General features: G+C 74.2%; 14 protein-coding genes. 8 read left to right on the forward strand and 6 right to left on the reverse strand.

The features are described 5' to 3' along the window. Positions 1 to 7: 7 nt before the first annotated feature. From CXR04_RS32235 to CXR04_RS32245, 3 genes are all read left to right on the forward strand, one after another. Positions 8 to 1,474 carry a BNR repeat-containing protein gene (locus CXR04_RS32235; protein ID WP_101425735.1) on the forward strand — a complete coding sequence of 489 codons (1,467 nt, stop codon included), beginning with the start codon at positions 8 to 10 and terminating at the stop codon, positions 1,472 to 1,474. A gap of 21 nt (positions 1,475 to 1,495) precedes the next feature. After that, positions 1,496 to 2,941: an L-fucose/L-arabinose isomerase family protein gene (locus CXR04_RS32240; RefSeq protein WP_101425736.1), complete on the forward strand. Its 1,446-nt coding sequence runs from the start codon at positions 1,496 to 1,498 to the stop codon at positions 2,939 to 2,941. 76 nt (positions 2,942 to 3,017) lie between these two features. Further along, the gene (locus CXR04_RS32245) at positions 3,018 to 4,031 is read left to right on the forward strand and encodes a LacI family DNA-binding transcriptional regulator (RefSeq protein WP_101425737.1); all 1,014 of its coding nucleotides are present in this window, start codon (positions 3,018 to 3,020) and stop codon (positions 4,029 to 4,031) included. Here CXR04_RS32245 and CXR04_RS32250 read toward each other — a convergent pair. After that, on the reverse strand, positions 4,015 to 5,157 hold the full coding sequence (locus CXR04_RS32250; protein ID WP_101425738.1) for an NAD(P)-binding domain-containing protein: 1,143 nt from the start codon (positions 5,155 to 5,157) through the stop codon (positions 4,015 to 4,017). The genes CXR04_RS32245 and CXR04_RS32250 overlap by 17 nt on opposite strands. Before the next feature lie 55 nt (positions 5,158 to 5,212). Between CXR04_RS32250 and CXR04_RS32255 the strand changes: the two genes are divergently transcribed. The 4 genes from CXR04_RS32255 (at position 5,213) to CXR04_RS32270 (ending at position 9,124) form a co-directional block, all read left to right on the forward strand. After that, a complete protein-coding gene (locus CXR04_RS32255) occupies positions 5,213 to 5,635 on the forward strand; it encodes a secondary thiamine-phosphate synthase enzyme YjbQ (RefSeq protein ID WP_101425739.1) in 423 nt (140 codons plus the stop codon). A 147-nt stretch (positions 5,636 to 5,782) separates the two neighbouring features. Then, positions 5,783 to 6,838, forward strand: coding sequence for an endonuclease/exonuclease/phosphatase family protein (locus CXR04_RS32260; RefSeq protein ID WP_234380597.1), 1,056 nt, complete (start codon positions 5,783 to 5,785; stop codon positions 6,836 to 6,838). Between the two features lie 231 nt (positions 6,839 to 7,069). Further along, entirely contained in the window at positions 7,070 to 7,306 is a 237-nt protein-coding gene (locus CXR04_RS32265) for a hypothetical protein (RefSeq protein WP_159072412.1), read from the forward strand. Between the two features lie 306 nt (positions 7,307 to 7,612). Continuing rightward, on the forward strand, positions 7,613 to 9,124 hold the full coding sequence (locus CXR04_RS32270) for a DUF6851 domain-containing protein (protein WP_101425741.1): 1,512 nt from the start codon (positions 7,613 to 7,615) through the stop codon (positions 9,122 to 9,124). A gap of 124 nt (positions 9,125 to 9,248) precedes the next feature. On the opposite strand, the gene CXR04_RS32275 is transcribed toward CXR04_RS32270, so the two are convergent. Together CXR04_RS32275 and CXR04_RS32280 are read right to left on the reverse strand one after the other, a co-directional pair. Beyond that, positions 9,249 to 9,935 carry an HAD family hydrolase gene (locus CXR04_RS32275; RefSeq protein ID WP_101425742.1) on the reverse strand — a complete coding sequence of 229 codons (687 nt, stop codon included), beginning with the start codon at positions 9,933 to 9,935 and terminating at the stop codon, positions 9,249 to 9,251. A 62-nt stretch (positions 9,936 to 9,997) separates the two neighbouring features. After that, positions 9,998 to 10,981 carry a right-handed parallel beta-helix repeat-containing protein gene (locus tag CXR04_RS32280; protein ID WP_101425743.1) on the reverse strand — a complete coding sequence of 328 codons (984 nt, stop codon included), beginning with the start codon at positions 10,979 to 10,981 and terminating at the stop codon, positions 9,998 to 10,000. Between the two features lie 205 nt (positions 10,982 to 11,186). On the opposite strand from CXR04_RS32280, the gene CXR04_RS32285 reads away from it, so the two are divergent. Beyond that, positions 11,187 to 12,233: a lactonase family protein gene (locus CXR04_RS32285; protein WP_101425744.1), complete on the forward strand. Its 1,047-nt coding sequence runs from the start codon at positions 11,187 to 11,189 to the stop codon at positions 12,231 to 12,233. 102 nt (positions 12,234 to 12,335) lie between these two features. Here the strand turns inward: CXR04_RS32285 and CXR04_RS32290 are convergent, their stop codons facing one another. The 3 genes from CXR04_RS32290 to CXR04_RS32300 all read right to left on the reverse strand — a co-directional run bounded on the left by CXR04_RS32290 (position 12,336) and on the right by CXR04_RS32300 (position 15,104). Continuing rightward, a complete protein-coding gene (locus tag CXR04_RS32290) occupies positions 12,336 to 13,241 on the reverse strand; it encodes a hypothetical protein (protein ID WP_199850573.1) in 906 nt (301 codons plus the stop codon). A 178-nt stretch (positions 13,242 to 13,419) separates the two neighbouring features. Further along, positions 13,420 to 14,412, reverse strand: a complete 993-nt coding sequence (locus CXR04_RS32295; protein ID WP_199850574.1) for an N-acetylglucosamine kinase — start codon at positions 14,410 to 14,412, stop codon at positions 13,420 to 13,422. Positions 14,413 to 14,417: 5 nt separating this feature from the next. Then, the gene (locus CXR04_RS32300) at positions 14,418 to 15,104 is read right to left on the reverse strand and encodes a uracil-DNA glycosylase (RefSeq protein WP_101425747.1); all 687 of its coding nucleotides are present in this window, start codon (positions 15,102 to 15,104) and stop codon (positions 14,418 to 14,420) included. Between the last annotated feature and the right edge of the window lie 29 nt (positions 15,105 to 15,133).

Below are 15,133 nucleotides of genomic sequence, written 5' to 3' on the forward strand. Positions count from 1 at the left end.
CCCCCACATGAGACTGCTCTCCCGCACGTTCGTGAAGCCCGCGCTCCTCGCCGCCGCCCTGCTGCTGACGGCGACCGCCCTCCCGGCCGCCGCGGCGGACCCAGGCCCCGCCGCGGCGCCGGGTCCGCCGCCGGCGCCGGGACCGTCGCTGACGCGGATCGCCGACACCGAACTCGACCCGGAGGCCGTCTACTTCGTCTCGTTCGACGGCCTGGTCAACAACAGCTCGTTCACGAAGAACGGCATCCTCACCCACAAGCGGCACCAGTACGCGGCCTGGTACACCGCCGACCGCAGCGCCGTCGTCGCGCGCCGCGCGCTCGGCGAACGGGAGTGGGAGACCGTCACCCTTGACCACCGGCTGAAGTACGACGACTCGCACAACGTCATCTCCCTCGGTGTCTCCGCCGCCGACGGCCGGCTGCACGTCAACATGGACTCGCACGCCGACGGGTTCTTCTACCTCAAGTCCGCGCCCGGGCTGATGAACCGGCCGGAGGCGCACGACTGGACCGCGGCCGCCTTCGGGCCGGTACAGACCTCGCTCGACGGGCTCCCGCTCACCGGCCGCTTCACCTACCCCCAGTTCGTCGCCACCCCCGCCGGCGGGCTGCTGCTCAGCTACCGCGACGGCGTCTCCGGCAACGGCCGCAACGCGCTGGCCGCGTACGACGGGAAGCGGTGGCGGGCGCTCGGCCAGTGGTCGGGCTCCACCGGCACGTACACCACGGAACACGGCAGCAGCTCCGCCCGCAACATGTACCTGCACGGCATAGACTACGGGCCCGACGGCACCCTGCACGCCTTTTACACCTGGCGCGAGCAGAACACCGCCGTCATGTGCGCCCCCGGCGGCCTCAGCAACCACGACACCGGCTACGTCCGCTCCACCGACGACGGCCGCACCTGGACCAACGCCGCGGGTCAGGTCGTCGGCACCACCGGCGGCCCCGACCTCGTCGCCTTCGACGACCCCGGCACCGTCGCCGACCCGCTGAACGCCGACCACGCGCTGATGAACCAGGAGCACCAGGCCACCGACTCCGCCGGCCGCCCGCACGCCCTCGTCAGCTACGTCCCCGGCCGCTTCGGCCAGTGCTCCACCAACTACGTCGCCGACCGCAAGGCGAACGCCCGCACCTTCCACGTCCGCCGCGACGACGCGGGCCGCTGGCACAAGACCGAGCTCCCCGTGCCCCTGGCGTCCAGCCAGCGCTCCAAGCTCGCCTTCGACCGCTACGACAACGCCTACGCCGTGCTGCCCTACGGCCGGATCGCCGCCGCCTCCGCCGCCTCGGGCTGGACCGACTGGAAGGTCCTCTTCGACGGCGCGGACCTCGACGCCTTCGGCGAGGTGAACCTCGACGAGACCCGGCTCGCCCAGGACGGCGTCCTGTCCTTCATGTACCAGCAGAAGTCCACCGGCACCACGCCCTCGGCGCTGCGCACCGTGGACTTCGCCCTGCCCCGCTAGGCGCGACCGCAAGGAGCCACCATGACGACCGCACGCACCCCCGCCACCGCCCGCCGCCCCCGCATCGGCCTGGTCGCCGGCGGACTCGGCGCGTACTGGCCGCAGTTCCCCGACCTGCTGCCGCAGCTCAAGCGCTCCGCCGCCCGGGTGGCCGAGCGGATGGCGGGGTTCGACGCCGAGGTCGTCGACGTCGGCTTCATCTCCGACGCCCCCGAGGGCGCCGTCGCCGCGGAGAAGCTGCGCGCCGCCGACTGCGACCTGATCGTCGGCTTCCTCACCACGTACATGACTGCGACGATGCTCGTCCCCGTCGCGCAGCGCAGCGGCGCGCCCGTGCTGCTGATCAACCTGCAGCCCACCGAGGCGATGGACCACGCGAGCTTCGACACCGGCCAGTGGCTCGCCTACTGCGGCGCCTGCCCGCTGCCCGAGATGGCCAGCGCCTTCGAGCGCTGCGGCGTCCCCTTCCGCTCGGTCTCCGGCCATCTGGAGGACGAGCGGGCGTGGGCCAGGATCGGCCGCTGGATCCGGGCGGCGGGGGTGCGCGCCGTGCTGCGCGGCGGCCGGCACGGGCTGATGGGCCACCTCTACCCGGGCATGTACGACGTCTCCACCGACCTCACCATGGTCACCGCGAACCTCGGCGGCCACGTCGAGGTGCTGGAGTTCGACGACCTGCGGGTACGGGCCGAGAAGGCAGGCGACGCCGAGGTGGCGGCGAAGCTCGCCGAGATCCGCGAGGTCTTCGACCTCGACGCGACCGTCGACCCCGACGACCTGGCCTGGGCGGCGCGGGTGTCGGTCGGTCTCGACCGGCTCGCCGCCGACTTCGACCTCGACTCCCTCGCGTACTACCACCGCGGCCTCGACGGCGAGACGCACGAGCGGCTGGGCGCCGGCATGATCCTCGGCGCTTCCCTGCTCACCGCCCGCGGCATCCCCGCCGCCGGCGAGTACGAGCTGCGCACCTCGCTCGCCATGCTCGTCGCCGACCGGTTCGGCGCCGGCGGTTCCTTCACCGAGATGCAGGCGCTCAACTTCCGCGACGGCGTGGTGGAGATGGGCCACGACGGTCCCGGGCACCTGGCGATCAGCGAGGGCCGGCCGCTGCTGCGCGGCCTGGGCGTCTACCACGGCAAGCGCGGCTGGGGGGTGTCCGTGGAGTTCGACGTACGGCACGGGCCCGTCACCGCCGTCGGCCTCGGCCAGACCCGCGACGGCCGCTACCGGCTCATCGCCTCCACCGGCACCGTCACCGCCGGACCGCTGCTGGCCATCGGCAACACCACCTCCCGCGTCGACTTCGGCCGGGATCCGGGCGAGTGGTGCGACGAGTGGAGCGCGAGCGGCGTAGGCCACCACTGGGCGCTGGCCACCGGCCACCTGCTGCCGGAGCTGCGGGCGCTCGCGGACCTCGCGGGGCTCGACCTGGTGGAGGTTGCGGGGAGTGGCGACGGCGATGCGTAGCATGAACGACGGGCCGCGGCCGGGGCGCGCCGCGTACGACCGGCTGGACGGCTGAAGGGGAACGCGCGTGGGGCGCATGGTGGGCATCAAGGACGTCGCACGGCACGCGGGCGTCTCCGTCGGCACCGTGTCGAACGTCATCAACCGGCCCGACAGCGTGGCCGCCGCCACCCGCGAGCGGGTGCAGGCGGCCATCGACCGGCTCGGCTACGTACGCAGCGAGTCCGCGCGGCAACTGCGTGCCGGACGCAGCCGCATCATCGCGCTGCTCGTCCTCGACATGACCAACCCGTTCTTCGTCGACGTCGCCACCGGCGCCGAGCGCGCCGCACGCGAGGCGGGACTCGGCGTGATGCTGTGCAACAGCGCGCAGAGCCCGGCGGAGGAGGCCGAGTACCTGGGCCTCTTCGCCGAGCAGCGGGTGCGCGGCGTGCTCGTCACCCCGGCCGACACCAGCGGGCGCACCCTGGAGTCCTTCGGCCGGCACGGCATCCCGTACGTCTTCGTGGACCGCACGGTCGCCAGCGCCGACGCCTGCTCGGTTTCGCTGGACGACGTCCAGGGCGGCGTGCTCGCCGCCCGTCACCTGATCGGCGCAGGCCACGGCTCCCTGGTCTACGTCAGCGGCCCCATGCAGCTCCCGCAGTGCCAGGACCGCCACACCGGCGCCCTGGCCGCGCTCGCCGAGGAGGGGCTCGGGCCCGAGGCGCTGGTGCACGTCGAGACCGAGCAGATGGACGTCGCCGCGGGCCGTGACGCGGGAGCCCGGCTGCTGGGCATGTCGCCGCGCCCGTCGGCCGTCTTCTGCGCCAACGACCTCCTCGCGCTCGGTGTGCTCCAGACCCTCTTCGCGGCGGGCGTCTCGGTGCCGGGCGACATCGCGCTCGTCGGCTACGACGACATCGAGTTCGCCGCCGCGGCGGCGGTGCCCCTGACCTCGGTGCGGCAGCCGGCGCACCGGATGGGCCGGGAGGCCGCGGAGCTGCTGATCGAGGAGACGGAGCGGGGCGTGGAGCACCACGACCACCAGCGGATCGTGCTCCAGCCGGAGCTGGTGGTCCGCAGCTCCAGCCTCAGACAGCAGCGCTGACGGCGCCTGGCTCCGCGGGTACGGGCCCTGGGCCGGAGTCCGGGCCGGGCTCCGGTTCGGGCGTGTCGGCCAGCAGCCGGGTCAGCTCGCGGACCGCCGTGCGGCCGGCGCGGTTGGCGCCGATGGTGCTCGCCGACGGGCCGTAGCCCACGAGGTGGATCCGCGGGTCGCGGGCCGCGCGAGTGCCCTCCATGCGGATGCCGCCGCCCGGCTCGCGGAGCCGCAGCGGCGCCAGGTGGTCGACGGCCGCGCGGAAGCCCGTGGCCCACAGGATCGCGTCCGCGCGGAAGACCGTCCCGTCCGCCCAGGCCACGCCGTCCGGCGTGATCCGCTCGAACACCGGCCGCCGCACCAGCACGCCGGCCGCCTGCGCGGCGCGTACCTCGTCCGTCAGCGCCAGACCGGTCTCGCCGACCACGCTCTTCGGCGGCAGCCCGGCCCGTACCCGCTCGTCGACCCTGGCGACCACGGCCCGGCCCCAGTCCTCGGTGAACGGGCCCTCCCGCCACACCGGCGGCCGGCGTGTCACCCACGCGGTCTCCGCCGCGGTCCCCGCCAGCTCCAGCAGGTGCTGCGTGCCGGAGGCGCCGCCGCCGACGACCACGACGCGCTGCCCGGCGAAGTCCTGCGGGCCGCGGTACTGCGCGGTGTGGAGCTGCCGGCCGCGGAACGTCTCCTGGCCCGGGTAGCGCGGCCAGAACGGCCGGTCCCAGGTGCCCGTGGCGTTGACCAGCGCGCGCGCCGACCACGTGCCCGCGTCCGTGACCACCTGGAGCCGCCCGGTCTCCGTCCCGGCGCCCTCGCGCACCTCGGCGACGTTCACCGGCCGGCGCACGGGCAGCTCGAAGGTGCGTTCGTACGCACCGAAGTACTCCGCGACGACCTCCGCGGCCGGCCGGGCCCCGTCCGCCTCGGCGGCGGCCAGCGGCATGCCGGGCAGGTCGTGTACGCGGTGCGCCTTGCCGTACGTCAGCGTCGGCCAGCGGAACTGCCACGCGCCGCCCGGCCCGGGGGAGTGGTCCAGGACGACGAAGTCCAGGCCCGCACGGCGCAGGAAGAACGCCGCCGACAGCCCGGCCTGTCCCGAGCCGATCACCACCACCTGCGTCCGTACGATGCCGCTCATGTGTGCGCCAACGCCCGTGGCGGCACGGATCTTCCCCATGCGCGATGCTGGCCCCATGACCGACGTCTTCACGACCCACGCGCTCCGGATCACCACCGGGTCCGGCGAGTCCGTGCACGACCTCACCGCGGAGTGCGACGCCTTCCTGCGCGAGGCGGCCGACGGCCGCGACGGGCTGCTCAACGTGTTCGTCCCGCACGCCACCGCGGGCATCGCGATCATCGAGACGGGCGCGGGCAGCGACGACGACCTCCTCGTCGCGCTGCACGACCTGCTGCCCGCCGACGACCGCTGGAACCACCGGCACGGCAGCCCGGGACACGGCCGCGACCACGTGCTGCCCGCGCTGGTGCCGCCGCACGCCACGCTGCCGGTGATCGGCGGCCGGCTGGAGCTGGGCACCTGGCAGTCGGTGGTGCTGGTCGACACCAACCGCGACAACCCGCAGCGCAGCGTGCGGCTGTCGTTCCTCGGCTGACCGCGGTCCTGCTCGGGGCACGGCACGGAGGTCGTCTGGTGCTGATCCACTTCCGATGACACCATTCCCAGCGATCACCTGCGCTACATCTCCCCCATCTGCCGTGCGCCGTAAGGCTGTTCGCGGCCGAGAAGGAAGGACGCTCCCATGCTGCGACGCAGGGCTTACGCCGTCTTGCCGGCACTGCTGCTCACCGTGGCCGCCGCGGCGCCCGCCGCCGCCGGGCAGGCACCGGCGGAGACTCCGGCCGCGACCGCCTCCGGCGCACCGGTCGGATTCCTGACGTACAACATCTGCGGCAACAGCCCCAGCACCGAGGACTGCTCCGCGACCCGCGAGGTGGAGAAGAGACGCGACGCGGTCGTCGCGCACGCCCGCGCGGGGAAGAGCGACTTCGTCTTCCTCCAGGAGGTCTGCTCGCAGCAGTTCGAGACGATAGGCCGGGCCCTGAAGGGCGACGGTTACGACGGACACTTCGTCGAGACCTTCCAGCGGCCCGGCGTGTGCGACGTGAAGGAGCTGGACGGCACGGTCACCAGGGGTGTGTACGGCATCGCCGTCTACGCCAAGGGGCCGATCACCCCCGGCGAGGCCGTCACGATCGACCCCGACGACGACTACACCCGGCAGTACTCCGGCCCGGAGGCATGGCACGCGGCGTGCGTCGAGGCGGAGATCCGGGGCCGCAAGACCCGCGGCTGCTCGGTCCACCTCTACCCGCAGTACGACGGCAAGCCGCCGGACATCAACGCCCGGCAGGCCGCCAACCTGGCCGCCGACCCGTGGCTCAACGCCGGCACCCCCGTCGTACTGGGCGGCGACTTCAACCCGCTGCACCGCACGGACACGATCCCCGACCGCAGCACCAGCCCGCGGTCCACCGACCTCGACCCGTTCTACCGGCCCGCGCTGGGCGGCACCGGCCGGCTCATGGAGGTCGACGAGACCGACGCGGCCCGCTTCGACGCCACCTGCAAAGCCGCCACACCGCGGCCCCGCGCCTGCCGGTCGGGAGAGCCCACACACGTCCGCCAGTCGGCGGAGGTGAAGGAGGCGAAGCTCGACTACATCTTTGTGGACCAGGACCACTTCGGGAACGCCAGGGGTGACGCGCTGCCGCGCGACAGCGAGATCTCGGACCACTACGCGCTCGTGGGCTCCGCCACCGTCAGGCAGGACGACGACAACGACGGGCAACGGTAGGCCGGGCTGCCGCGCGGCCGGGTCCACTCGGGGACATCCCTGAGGAATGCCTCCGGCCGCTCGCGGCATACTGATTCGTCAGCAACCCGGTCGAACCCGCCGGGTCGCCGCGGCGGTTCCCCGTTGACTGCCCCGCGACGGCCCGGCCGGCTCCCTCCGCTACCCGGGACCGAGTCGGGCGTGCTGCCCCCACAAGGGGCGCGCGCACGAGGGGCGGAGGTGGGGCCCCTGATGGCGACCGAAGCGGAGCGGACGGCGGACGCGGAGCCCGCGGAACGGGCGGCCCGCGCGGCGGACGCGGAACGGGCAGCGCCCGCTGATCAGCGGCGTGCTGCTGCTGGCCGTCGAGGTGCTGCTCGCCCGGCACTCGGCGACCTCGACCGCATGCGGCTGCGCGGCTGCCTGGACGACGCCACCGCCGAGCGCACGACGGCGAAGGTTCTGGGCGACGGCCAAGTCGGCGGCTGAATACGCGCGGGCGATTTCAGGAAACCGCCCGCCGCTTCCACCCTTTTCCCTCGCCGAATGCCGGGGAAAGGCCGCGGTCAACTCCCTTGAAGGCTCCAATCCGAGTAGTGCGGACTACTCGGTCGCGCGGTGGACCGTACGGCCGGACTCAGTAGCCTTTTCACGGGGATCCGCGCGGCCCGTACGCGCTTCGCATTTTCCCTCGAATTGACGGAAGCTTTAAAGAAACTTGAGAGAGGGAGGATGCGCAGCATGACGATCCGAAGACGCCCTCAGGCCGCCGGATCCGCGCCCCGGCGCAGGTCGGTGCTGCTCGGCGGGATCGGCGGCGCCTCGACCGCGGCCCTGGCCGCGCTGGGCCACAGCGGTTCCGCAACCGCCGCCGAGCCGGCCGGTCAGACGCCCGCGGCGGCCGCCGACTTCGACTTCGACACGGGCAACTTCGTCCGCGATCTGATCGCCACCTTCCGTCCCGCGGAGGACGTCTACGGCCCCATGGACGTGACCGTGCTCCACCGGTTCATCCATTTGTCGACGGCCGCCTGGTTCGACGCCATGGCGCCCTATCACCCGACGGCCGTGGGCGTTTACTCCCGTATCCGCCGCCGCCCTTCGAGCGAGTCCACCACCAACCGGAACAAGAACATCGCCGCGCTGTACGCCAATTACCGGGTGATCAAGGGCGTGGAGCCGGGCCGCGGCACGGCCTTCCGCGACCTCATGACCGCGATCGGTCTCGACCCCGACGACGAGTCGGAGAACCCGACCAGCCCCATCGGCATCGGCAACCTGGCGGGCAACGCCGTCCTGGCCCGTACGGCACACGACGGCATGAACCAGCTCGGCGACGTCGGCCGCACCTACAACGGCCGCCCGTACCAGGACTACACCGGCTACCGCCCGGCCAACTCCGCGTACGAGCTGACGAACCCCTCCCGCTGGCAGCCGAAGCACGGCACCCACAACCGCCGCCTCGCCGGGAACGCGGGCGACAAGGGGATCTTCACCGTCCAGTCGTTCGTCACCCCGCAGCAGCGGCTGGTCAGGGCGCACACCTTCCGCGACCCGGGCGGCTTCGGGCTCGCGCCGCCCGAGTTCAGCGACCACACCAGGCCGCGGGACTACAAGCGCTCCGTGGACGAGATCCTGGAGGCGTCGGCCGCGCTGACCGACGAGCAGAAGGTCAAGGCGGAGATCTTCGACAACAAGTTCCTCGGCGTCGGCATCTCCGTGGGCGCCGCGGCGCAGGCGCACGGCGAGCTGGACCTGGACGACCTCGTCCACCTGCTCTTCGGCAGCACCGTCGCGATCTACGACTCGCTCGTGGCGATCTGGCACTACAAGGCCAAGTACGACGCCGTCCGGCCGTTCAGCGCCGTCCGGCACGTCTACGGCAGCCGCCGGGTCACCTCCTGGGGCGGCGTGGGCAAGGGCACGGTGGGCGACATGCCCGCCGACGAGTGGACGAGCTATCTCAACGTCGGCGACCACCCCGAGTACCCCTCCGGCTCCGGGGGCGTCTGCGCGGCCCAGGCGCAGGCGACGCGGCGGTTCTTCGACGACGACGTGCTGGACTGGACGTTCCGTGCGCCGGCCGGGTCGACGATGGTCGAGCCGGGGGTCACCCCGGGCGCCGACCTGGCGGTGCACTGGGACACCTGGACGGACTTCGTCAGGGACTGCGCGTACAGCCGGCTGTGGGGCGGCGTGCACTTCTCGAAGACGGCGGAGCGGTCCATCCCGTTCGGCGAGCAGTTCGGCGATCTGGCCTACGAGTTCGTGCAGCGGCACGTCAGGGGCGAGGTCGCGGAGGACTGACCCGCCCGGGAAACCGGGACGCGGGGAGCGCGGGGCGGTGCGGATCCACGGCACCGCCCCGTGCCCGCCCGGCCCGCATCCGGGCGGCACCCCCGGCACGTACGCCCCGGTGCCCGGCCGGGGGTCACGACCCGTCCGTCACCCACGCGAACGCGCGCTCCGCCGAGAACTCCCGCTGCCCGCCCCGGAACACCAGCCCCGCGCCCGACTCGACCGCTTCGTCCGCCTGTTCCGGCAGATACGGCACCGCCACGCACCGCATCCCCGCGCGGCGCGCTGCCTCCCACCCCGGCGGCGCGTCCTCGACCACCGCGCAGTCCTCCGGCCGTACGCCCAGCCTCCGGGCCGCCTCCAGGAACACGTCGGGCTCCGGCTTGCCGCGCTCGACCTCCTCCGCCGAGACCAGCGTGGGGAACAGCCCGCCCAGCCCCGCCGCCGGCAGCACCGCCTCGATGGCGGTGCGCGAGGAGCCGGACGCGACGGCGATCGGGCACCCGGCCGCGCGCAGCATCTCGGCGAACGCCCGCATCTGCGGATACGCCTGGGTCGACGCCCGCGCCAGTTGCAGGTACGCGGCGTTCTTCGCCGCCATCAGCTCCGCCACCGGCGCCGCCAGCGCGTACCGCTCGCGCAGCGTGCGCATCGTCTCCAGGGTGCCGACGCCCAGGAAACCGGCGTGCTCCTCCCAGGTGAAGCCCGTGATGCCGTGCTGTTCGAGAACACGGCTCCCGGCCTCGTAGTAGTTCGGTTCGCTGTCGACGAGGGTGCCGTCGAGGTCGAAGACGACGGCGGTGGTACCGGTGGCGCTCATACGGCAAGCATGCCAAGCCCGGCACGAAGCGGACGCCCCGGGTCCGTCGGCGGGGGGAGGGGTCAGCCGGTGACCGGGACGCCGGGGTTGACCAGGCCGCGGCCGCCGCTGACGGTGTTGCTGCCGGAGACGGTCACGGGGCAGCTTTGCGCGTCGTAGTTGGTGACGTCGATGGCGTACCGGTCGGGCCCCGTCGCGCCGCCGAGGTCGGACCTGTTGCCGCGGAACGTGGCGTTGCAGCCCCAGCCGTCCTGCACCTCGTGGGTCTGGTAGCCGTCGTTGGTCGTGCCGCGGCCGGTGTTGTCCGCCACCAGTACGTCGTTGCCCTTGATGTCGACCCACGAGTCGTCGTAGTTCGCGCCGGTCAGGCCGCTGCCGTCGAAGGTGTTGCCGATGATCCGGGCGCCGGTGGTGCCTTCCTTGATGTCGACGTTCTCGCCGCCGACGCCGGGGCCGATCGTGTTGCCCTCGATCAGGATGCGGTCGCTGCGGTCGCCGGTGCCGCCCGCGCTGCCGACGTAGACGCCCTCGCCCATGCCGCGGCCGTTCTGCCCGGTGTCGTGGATCCGGGAGTCGGTGATCGAGCCGTCGGAGCTGGAGTTGCGGAAGTGCACCGCCTCCATGTCCAGGTCGTGCACGGTGACGGAGGCGATGTCCACGTGGTCGGCGGCGTCCATCACGATGCCCTTCTGGCCGCCGGTGACCGTGAACCCGGTCAGGTTCCAGTACGAGGCGCCGTCCAGGTGCAGCCCGTAGCCGCCGCCGGCGACCAGCACGGCGCCGGCGGAGCCGGTGAGGGCGGCGGGCGCGGAGCCGCTGCCGGAGGCGGTGACGTCGAAGTTGCCGCGGTACGTCCCGTCCGCCATCCGGATCGTGTCGCCCGGTCCCGCGGCGGCGAGGGCCGCCTCCAACTCGTCGGCCGTGGACACGTCGATCACCTCGGCGGCGTCCGCGGGCCGGGCGGCGGCAGCCGCCTGGAGGCCGGCCAGGAGGGCGGCGGCGGACACCAGGGCGGCCGCGATACGGGCGGGGTGCGCTCCGTGCATGCTGAGTCTCCTCGTGTGGGGGGTGGTCTCACGGTGCGCGGCCCCTGCGCGGACCACATTGTGCTGTACATCCGCCCGATGCGGTACGGGCCCGGCAGGCAGGACCGGGCGGGGGAGCAGGGGTGCGGGAGACCGCCGGACGGCCGGGAGATCGTCGGGTAGGGTCGCCCGGACCGGCTCCGGACCTGCTGGAAGGGGAAAACCCATGGGTGAATCGGTTCTGCGGGCTTGTGTCGGCTCGTTCTCCAGTGGCGGCGGCGCCGGGATCACCGTCGCCCACGTCGACCCCGGCACGGGCGCCCTCACCCCGCGGCACTCGACCGACGCCCTGCGCGACCCCTCGTTCCTCGCCGTCGCCGACGGCGGCCTGCTGTACGCCGTGAGCGAGACCGAGGGCGGCAGCGTGGCCGCGTTCCGGCTCGGCGACGACAAGCCCGAGCCCGCCGGCGACCCCGTACCCGTCAGCGGCGACCACCCCACCCACCTCGCGCTCGCCGGCGGCCACCTCCTCACCGCCAACTACGCCTCCGGCAGCTTCAGCACGGTGACCGTCAACCGTGACGGCACCCTCGCGGGACCCGCCGCGCTGCTGCAGCACGAGGGCAGCGGCCCGGTCGCCGAGCGGCAGGAGGGCCCGCACGCCCACCAGGTGGTCCCCGACCCGACCGGCCGCTGGGTCCTCGGCGTCGACCTCGGCACCGACTCCGTGCTCGTCTGCGCCCTCGACGCCGACCGCGGCGCCCTGCGGCTGAACCACGAGGTGCCGCTGCGCCCCGGCACCGGCCCGCGCCACCTGGCCTTCCACCCGGAAGGACACCGCGTCTACGTCGCCTGCGAGCTGGAGCCCGTCGTCACCGTCTGCTCCTGGGACGCCGCCACCGGCACCCTCGAACCGCTCGCCGAGGCACCGCTGCTGACGGACGAGACGGCCGCGGCGGACGAGACCCCGTACGCCTCCGGCATCGCCGTCTCCCCGGACGGCCGCTTCTGCTGGACCGCCGTCCGCGGCCCCGACGTCGTCGCCACCCTCGCGCTCGGCGACGACGGCGGCGTCCGCGACCTCGTCTCGAACGTCCCCTGCGGCGGCACCTGGCCGCGGGACCTCGCGATCGACCCGGAAGGCCGGCACCTCTACGCGGCCAACGAGCGCTCCGGGGACGTCACATGGTTCGACATCGACGCCGAGAGCGGCATGCCGCGGCGCTCCGGCTCGGCCGCGCTGCCGGCGGCGTCGTGCGTCGTCTTCGCCTGACCCGGGCGCACGGTCCGGCCCGTACCCCGGGCGCGTGGACGCGGTCCTGAAACAGCGGAGCCGCCGGCGTGCGCTGGCGGCTCCCGATGTCCTGCGGGTACGTCAGCGCAGCGGCGACCCGGCGGGCTGCGGCGCGATGCCCAGCGTCGTCGTGTACTGCGTCAGCGCCAGTTGCCCCACCGACGGGTACGGGCCCAGCGGCTCCGCCGCCTCGCACGCCGCCTGCTCCGCCGCGGCGGCCAGCATCCCTGCAGGCAGCTCGGGGCCCAGCGCGTACGGCGCGAGCGCGAGCCGCGCCGAACCCGAACTCCGCAGCGACTCCGCGACCTTGGCCACCCCGCCCGGCCGGTCCAGCGCCGCCGCCATCACGGGCACCGCCAGCCGCGCCGAGAGCAGCATGCCCGTCACGCCCGCCGCCTGCACGGCCTCCTCGCCGCCCACGGCGCCGAGGATGATGCCGTCCGCGGCGGTCGCGACCGTGAACAGCCGCGCGCGGTCCGCGCGGGCGAGGCCCGCCTCCGAAAGCCGCACGTGCAGCGCCTCGGCGAGCAGCGGGTGCGGCCCGAGGACGTCGGTGAGCTCGACCGCCGTCCCGCTCGTCGCGATCGCGTCGCGCAGCCGGTCCAGCAGCACCGGGTCGGGGCCCGCAAGCAGCGGCACCACGACGGCCACCGGCACGTCCTCCGCCACCTCCAGCGTCCCGGCCTCGGCGTGCGCCGCGCGCTGCGCCGCGGCGTGCGCGAGGACCGCCGTCAGCGGCGGGAACTCCTCGTTCTCGCCCTCGACGTAGGCCACCCGGCCGTCGAGCCCCGGAAGGTCGGAGCGGGCGATGCTGAGCACCTCCTCCGCCATGCCGCGAATCTCCGCGGACGGCGCCCCGGGCACGGCCAGGACCAGCGCCGGGGCGCCCTCGGGCGCGCTCGGCCGCTCCGGCTTGCGGTGCCGCCCCGGCTGACGGCGGGGCATACGTACGGGCAGACCGGCTGCGTGTCCATCGGCAGAGCTCATGGCGCCGCATGCTAACGCCTCCGCGCGGTCCGCCACATGCCCGGGGTCGCCATTTCGCCCGCGGGCGTGACCGCGGGGGCACACCGGCGGACAGGCGGTGACCGCGCTCGTACGGACCGTCCCCCGGCCGTTACGCGCGGTCCCCGCGCCCGCGCCGCCCGCGGCCCGGAACAGCGGCTTACCAGACGTCGAGCATGCCCCGCTCCACCGGCAGCAGCAGCTCGTCGGCCGCCAGCGCGGCGGCGATCCGCAGCGACCCCGCCAGCGGCGTCGCCGTCGCGGTCGACACCCGGGCGCGCGGCAGCCGTACCGCGAGCTCCGCGCGCAGCGGCGCGAGCAGCGGCTCCCCGATGCCGAAGAGCCCGCCTGTGAGCGCGACCGCGCTACCGGGGTCAGCGGGGCAGACCGCGACGGCCGCGGCGGCGATGTGCTCGCCCGCCTCGGCGAGGATCGCGGCGGCGACCGGGTCGTGCGGCGCGCAGCGGGCGACCTCCGGGGCGAACGAGGCCAGCACCGCCGGGCGGTCGGGCCGCGGGTAGAGCAGGCCGGGCATCTGCGTACTGGTGCCGAACACCGTCTCCATCCGGGCCAGCAGCGCCGCGGAGCCCCCGCGGCGGCCGTCGAACGCCCGCATCGCCGCCTCCAGACCCGCCCGCCCGATCCACGCGCCGCCCCCGCAGTCGCCGAGCAGGTGCCCCCAGCCGTCGGCCCGCCGCCACCCCGCCGCGTCGAGCCCGGTGCCGACCGCGATCATGCCGGTGCCGGCGGCGACGACGGCACCGGGGTGCTGCCCGATGGCGCCGGCGTACGCGGTGACCCCGTCGGCGGCGAGCGCCAGGTGCCCTGTGCCGAGGGCGTCCGCCAGGGCGTGCGGCAGCCGGGCCCGCAGATCGGCGCCGAGGGTGGCCATGCCGGCGGCGCCGACGCACACGGCGGCGAACGACTGGGCGCCTGCCGCGTCCAGCAGCCGGTGCGCGGCGGGCAGCAGCTTGCCGAGGAGGTCGTCGGCGTCGATCCCGTTGTCCCCGGTGGCGACAGGTCCCGCGGTCTCCACGGCGGCGCCGCTCTCCGCCGGGTCGCCGCCGTCCGCGGGGACGGCCGCCGCGGCGATGCGCAGCCCCGAGCCGCCGGAGTCGATGCCGAGCACCCATCGGGCCGTAGCGCTGGTCATGGCGGCTATCCGTTCGTCGGCAGCGTCCAGTCCACCGGCTCCGCGCCCTGCTTCTGCAGCAGCTCGTTGGCCCGGCTGAAGGGGCGGGAGCCGAAGAAGCCGCGGTCGGCGGACATGGGGGAGGGGTGGGCGGACTCGATGGCGGGGTAGTCGCTGAGCATGGGGCGCAGGTTGCGCGCGTCGCGGCCCCACAGGATCGCCACCAGCGGCCGGCCGCGGGCGGCGAGCGCCCGGATGGCCTGCTCGGTGACCTGCTCCCAGCCCTTGCCGCGGTGTGCGGCGGGACGCCTGGGTGCGGTGGTGAGCGCCCTGTTGAGCAGCAGCACGCCCTGCGTGGTCCAGGGGGTGAGGTCGCCGTTGGCGGGGCGGGGGTGGCCCAGGTCGTTGTGCAGCTCGCGGAAGATGTTCTCCAGGCTGCCGGGCAGCGGGCGCACGTCGGGGGCGACGGAGAAGCTGAGGCCCACGGCGTGGCCCGGGGTGGGGTACGGGTCCTGGCCGACGACGAGCACCCGCACGTCGTCGAACGGCTGCTGGAAGGCCCGTAGCACGTTCGGCCCCGCGGGCAGGTATGTCCGCCCCGCGGCGACCTCGGCGCGGAGGAAGTCGCCCATGGCGGCGATCTGTTGGGCGACCGGCTCCAGGGCCTTGGCCCAGCCGGCTTCGACGATGTCGGGGAGAGGACGTCCAGCCATGGCCGGTCACTCTACTGGCTCGACGGGCC

The organism is Streptomyces sp. CMB-StM0423 (assembly GCF_002847285.1).
GTDB lineage: Bacteria > Actinomycetota > Actinomycetes > Streptomycetales > Streptomycetaceae > Streptomyces.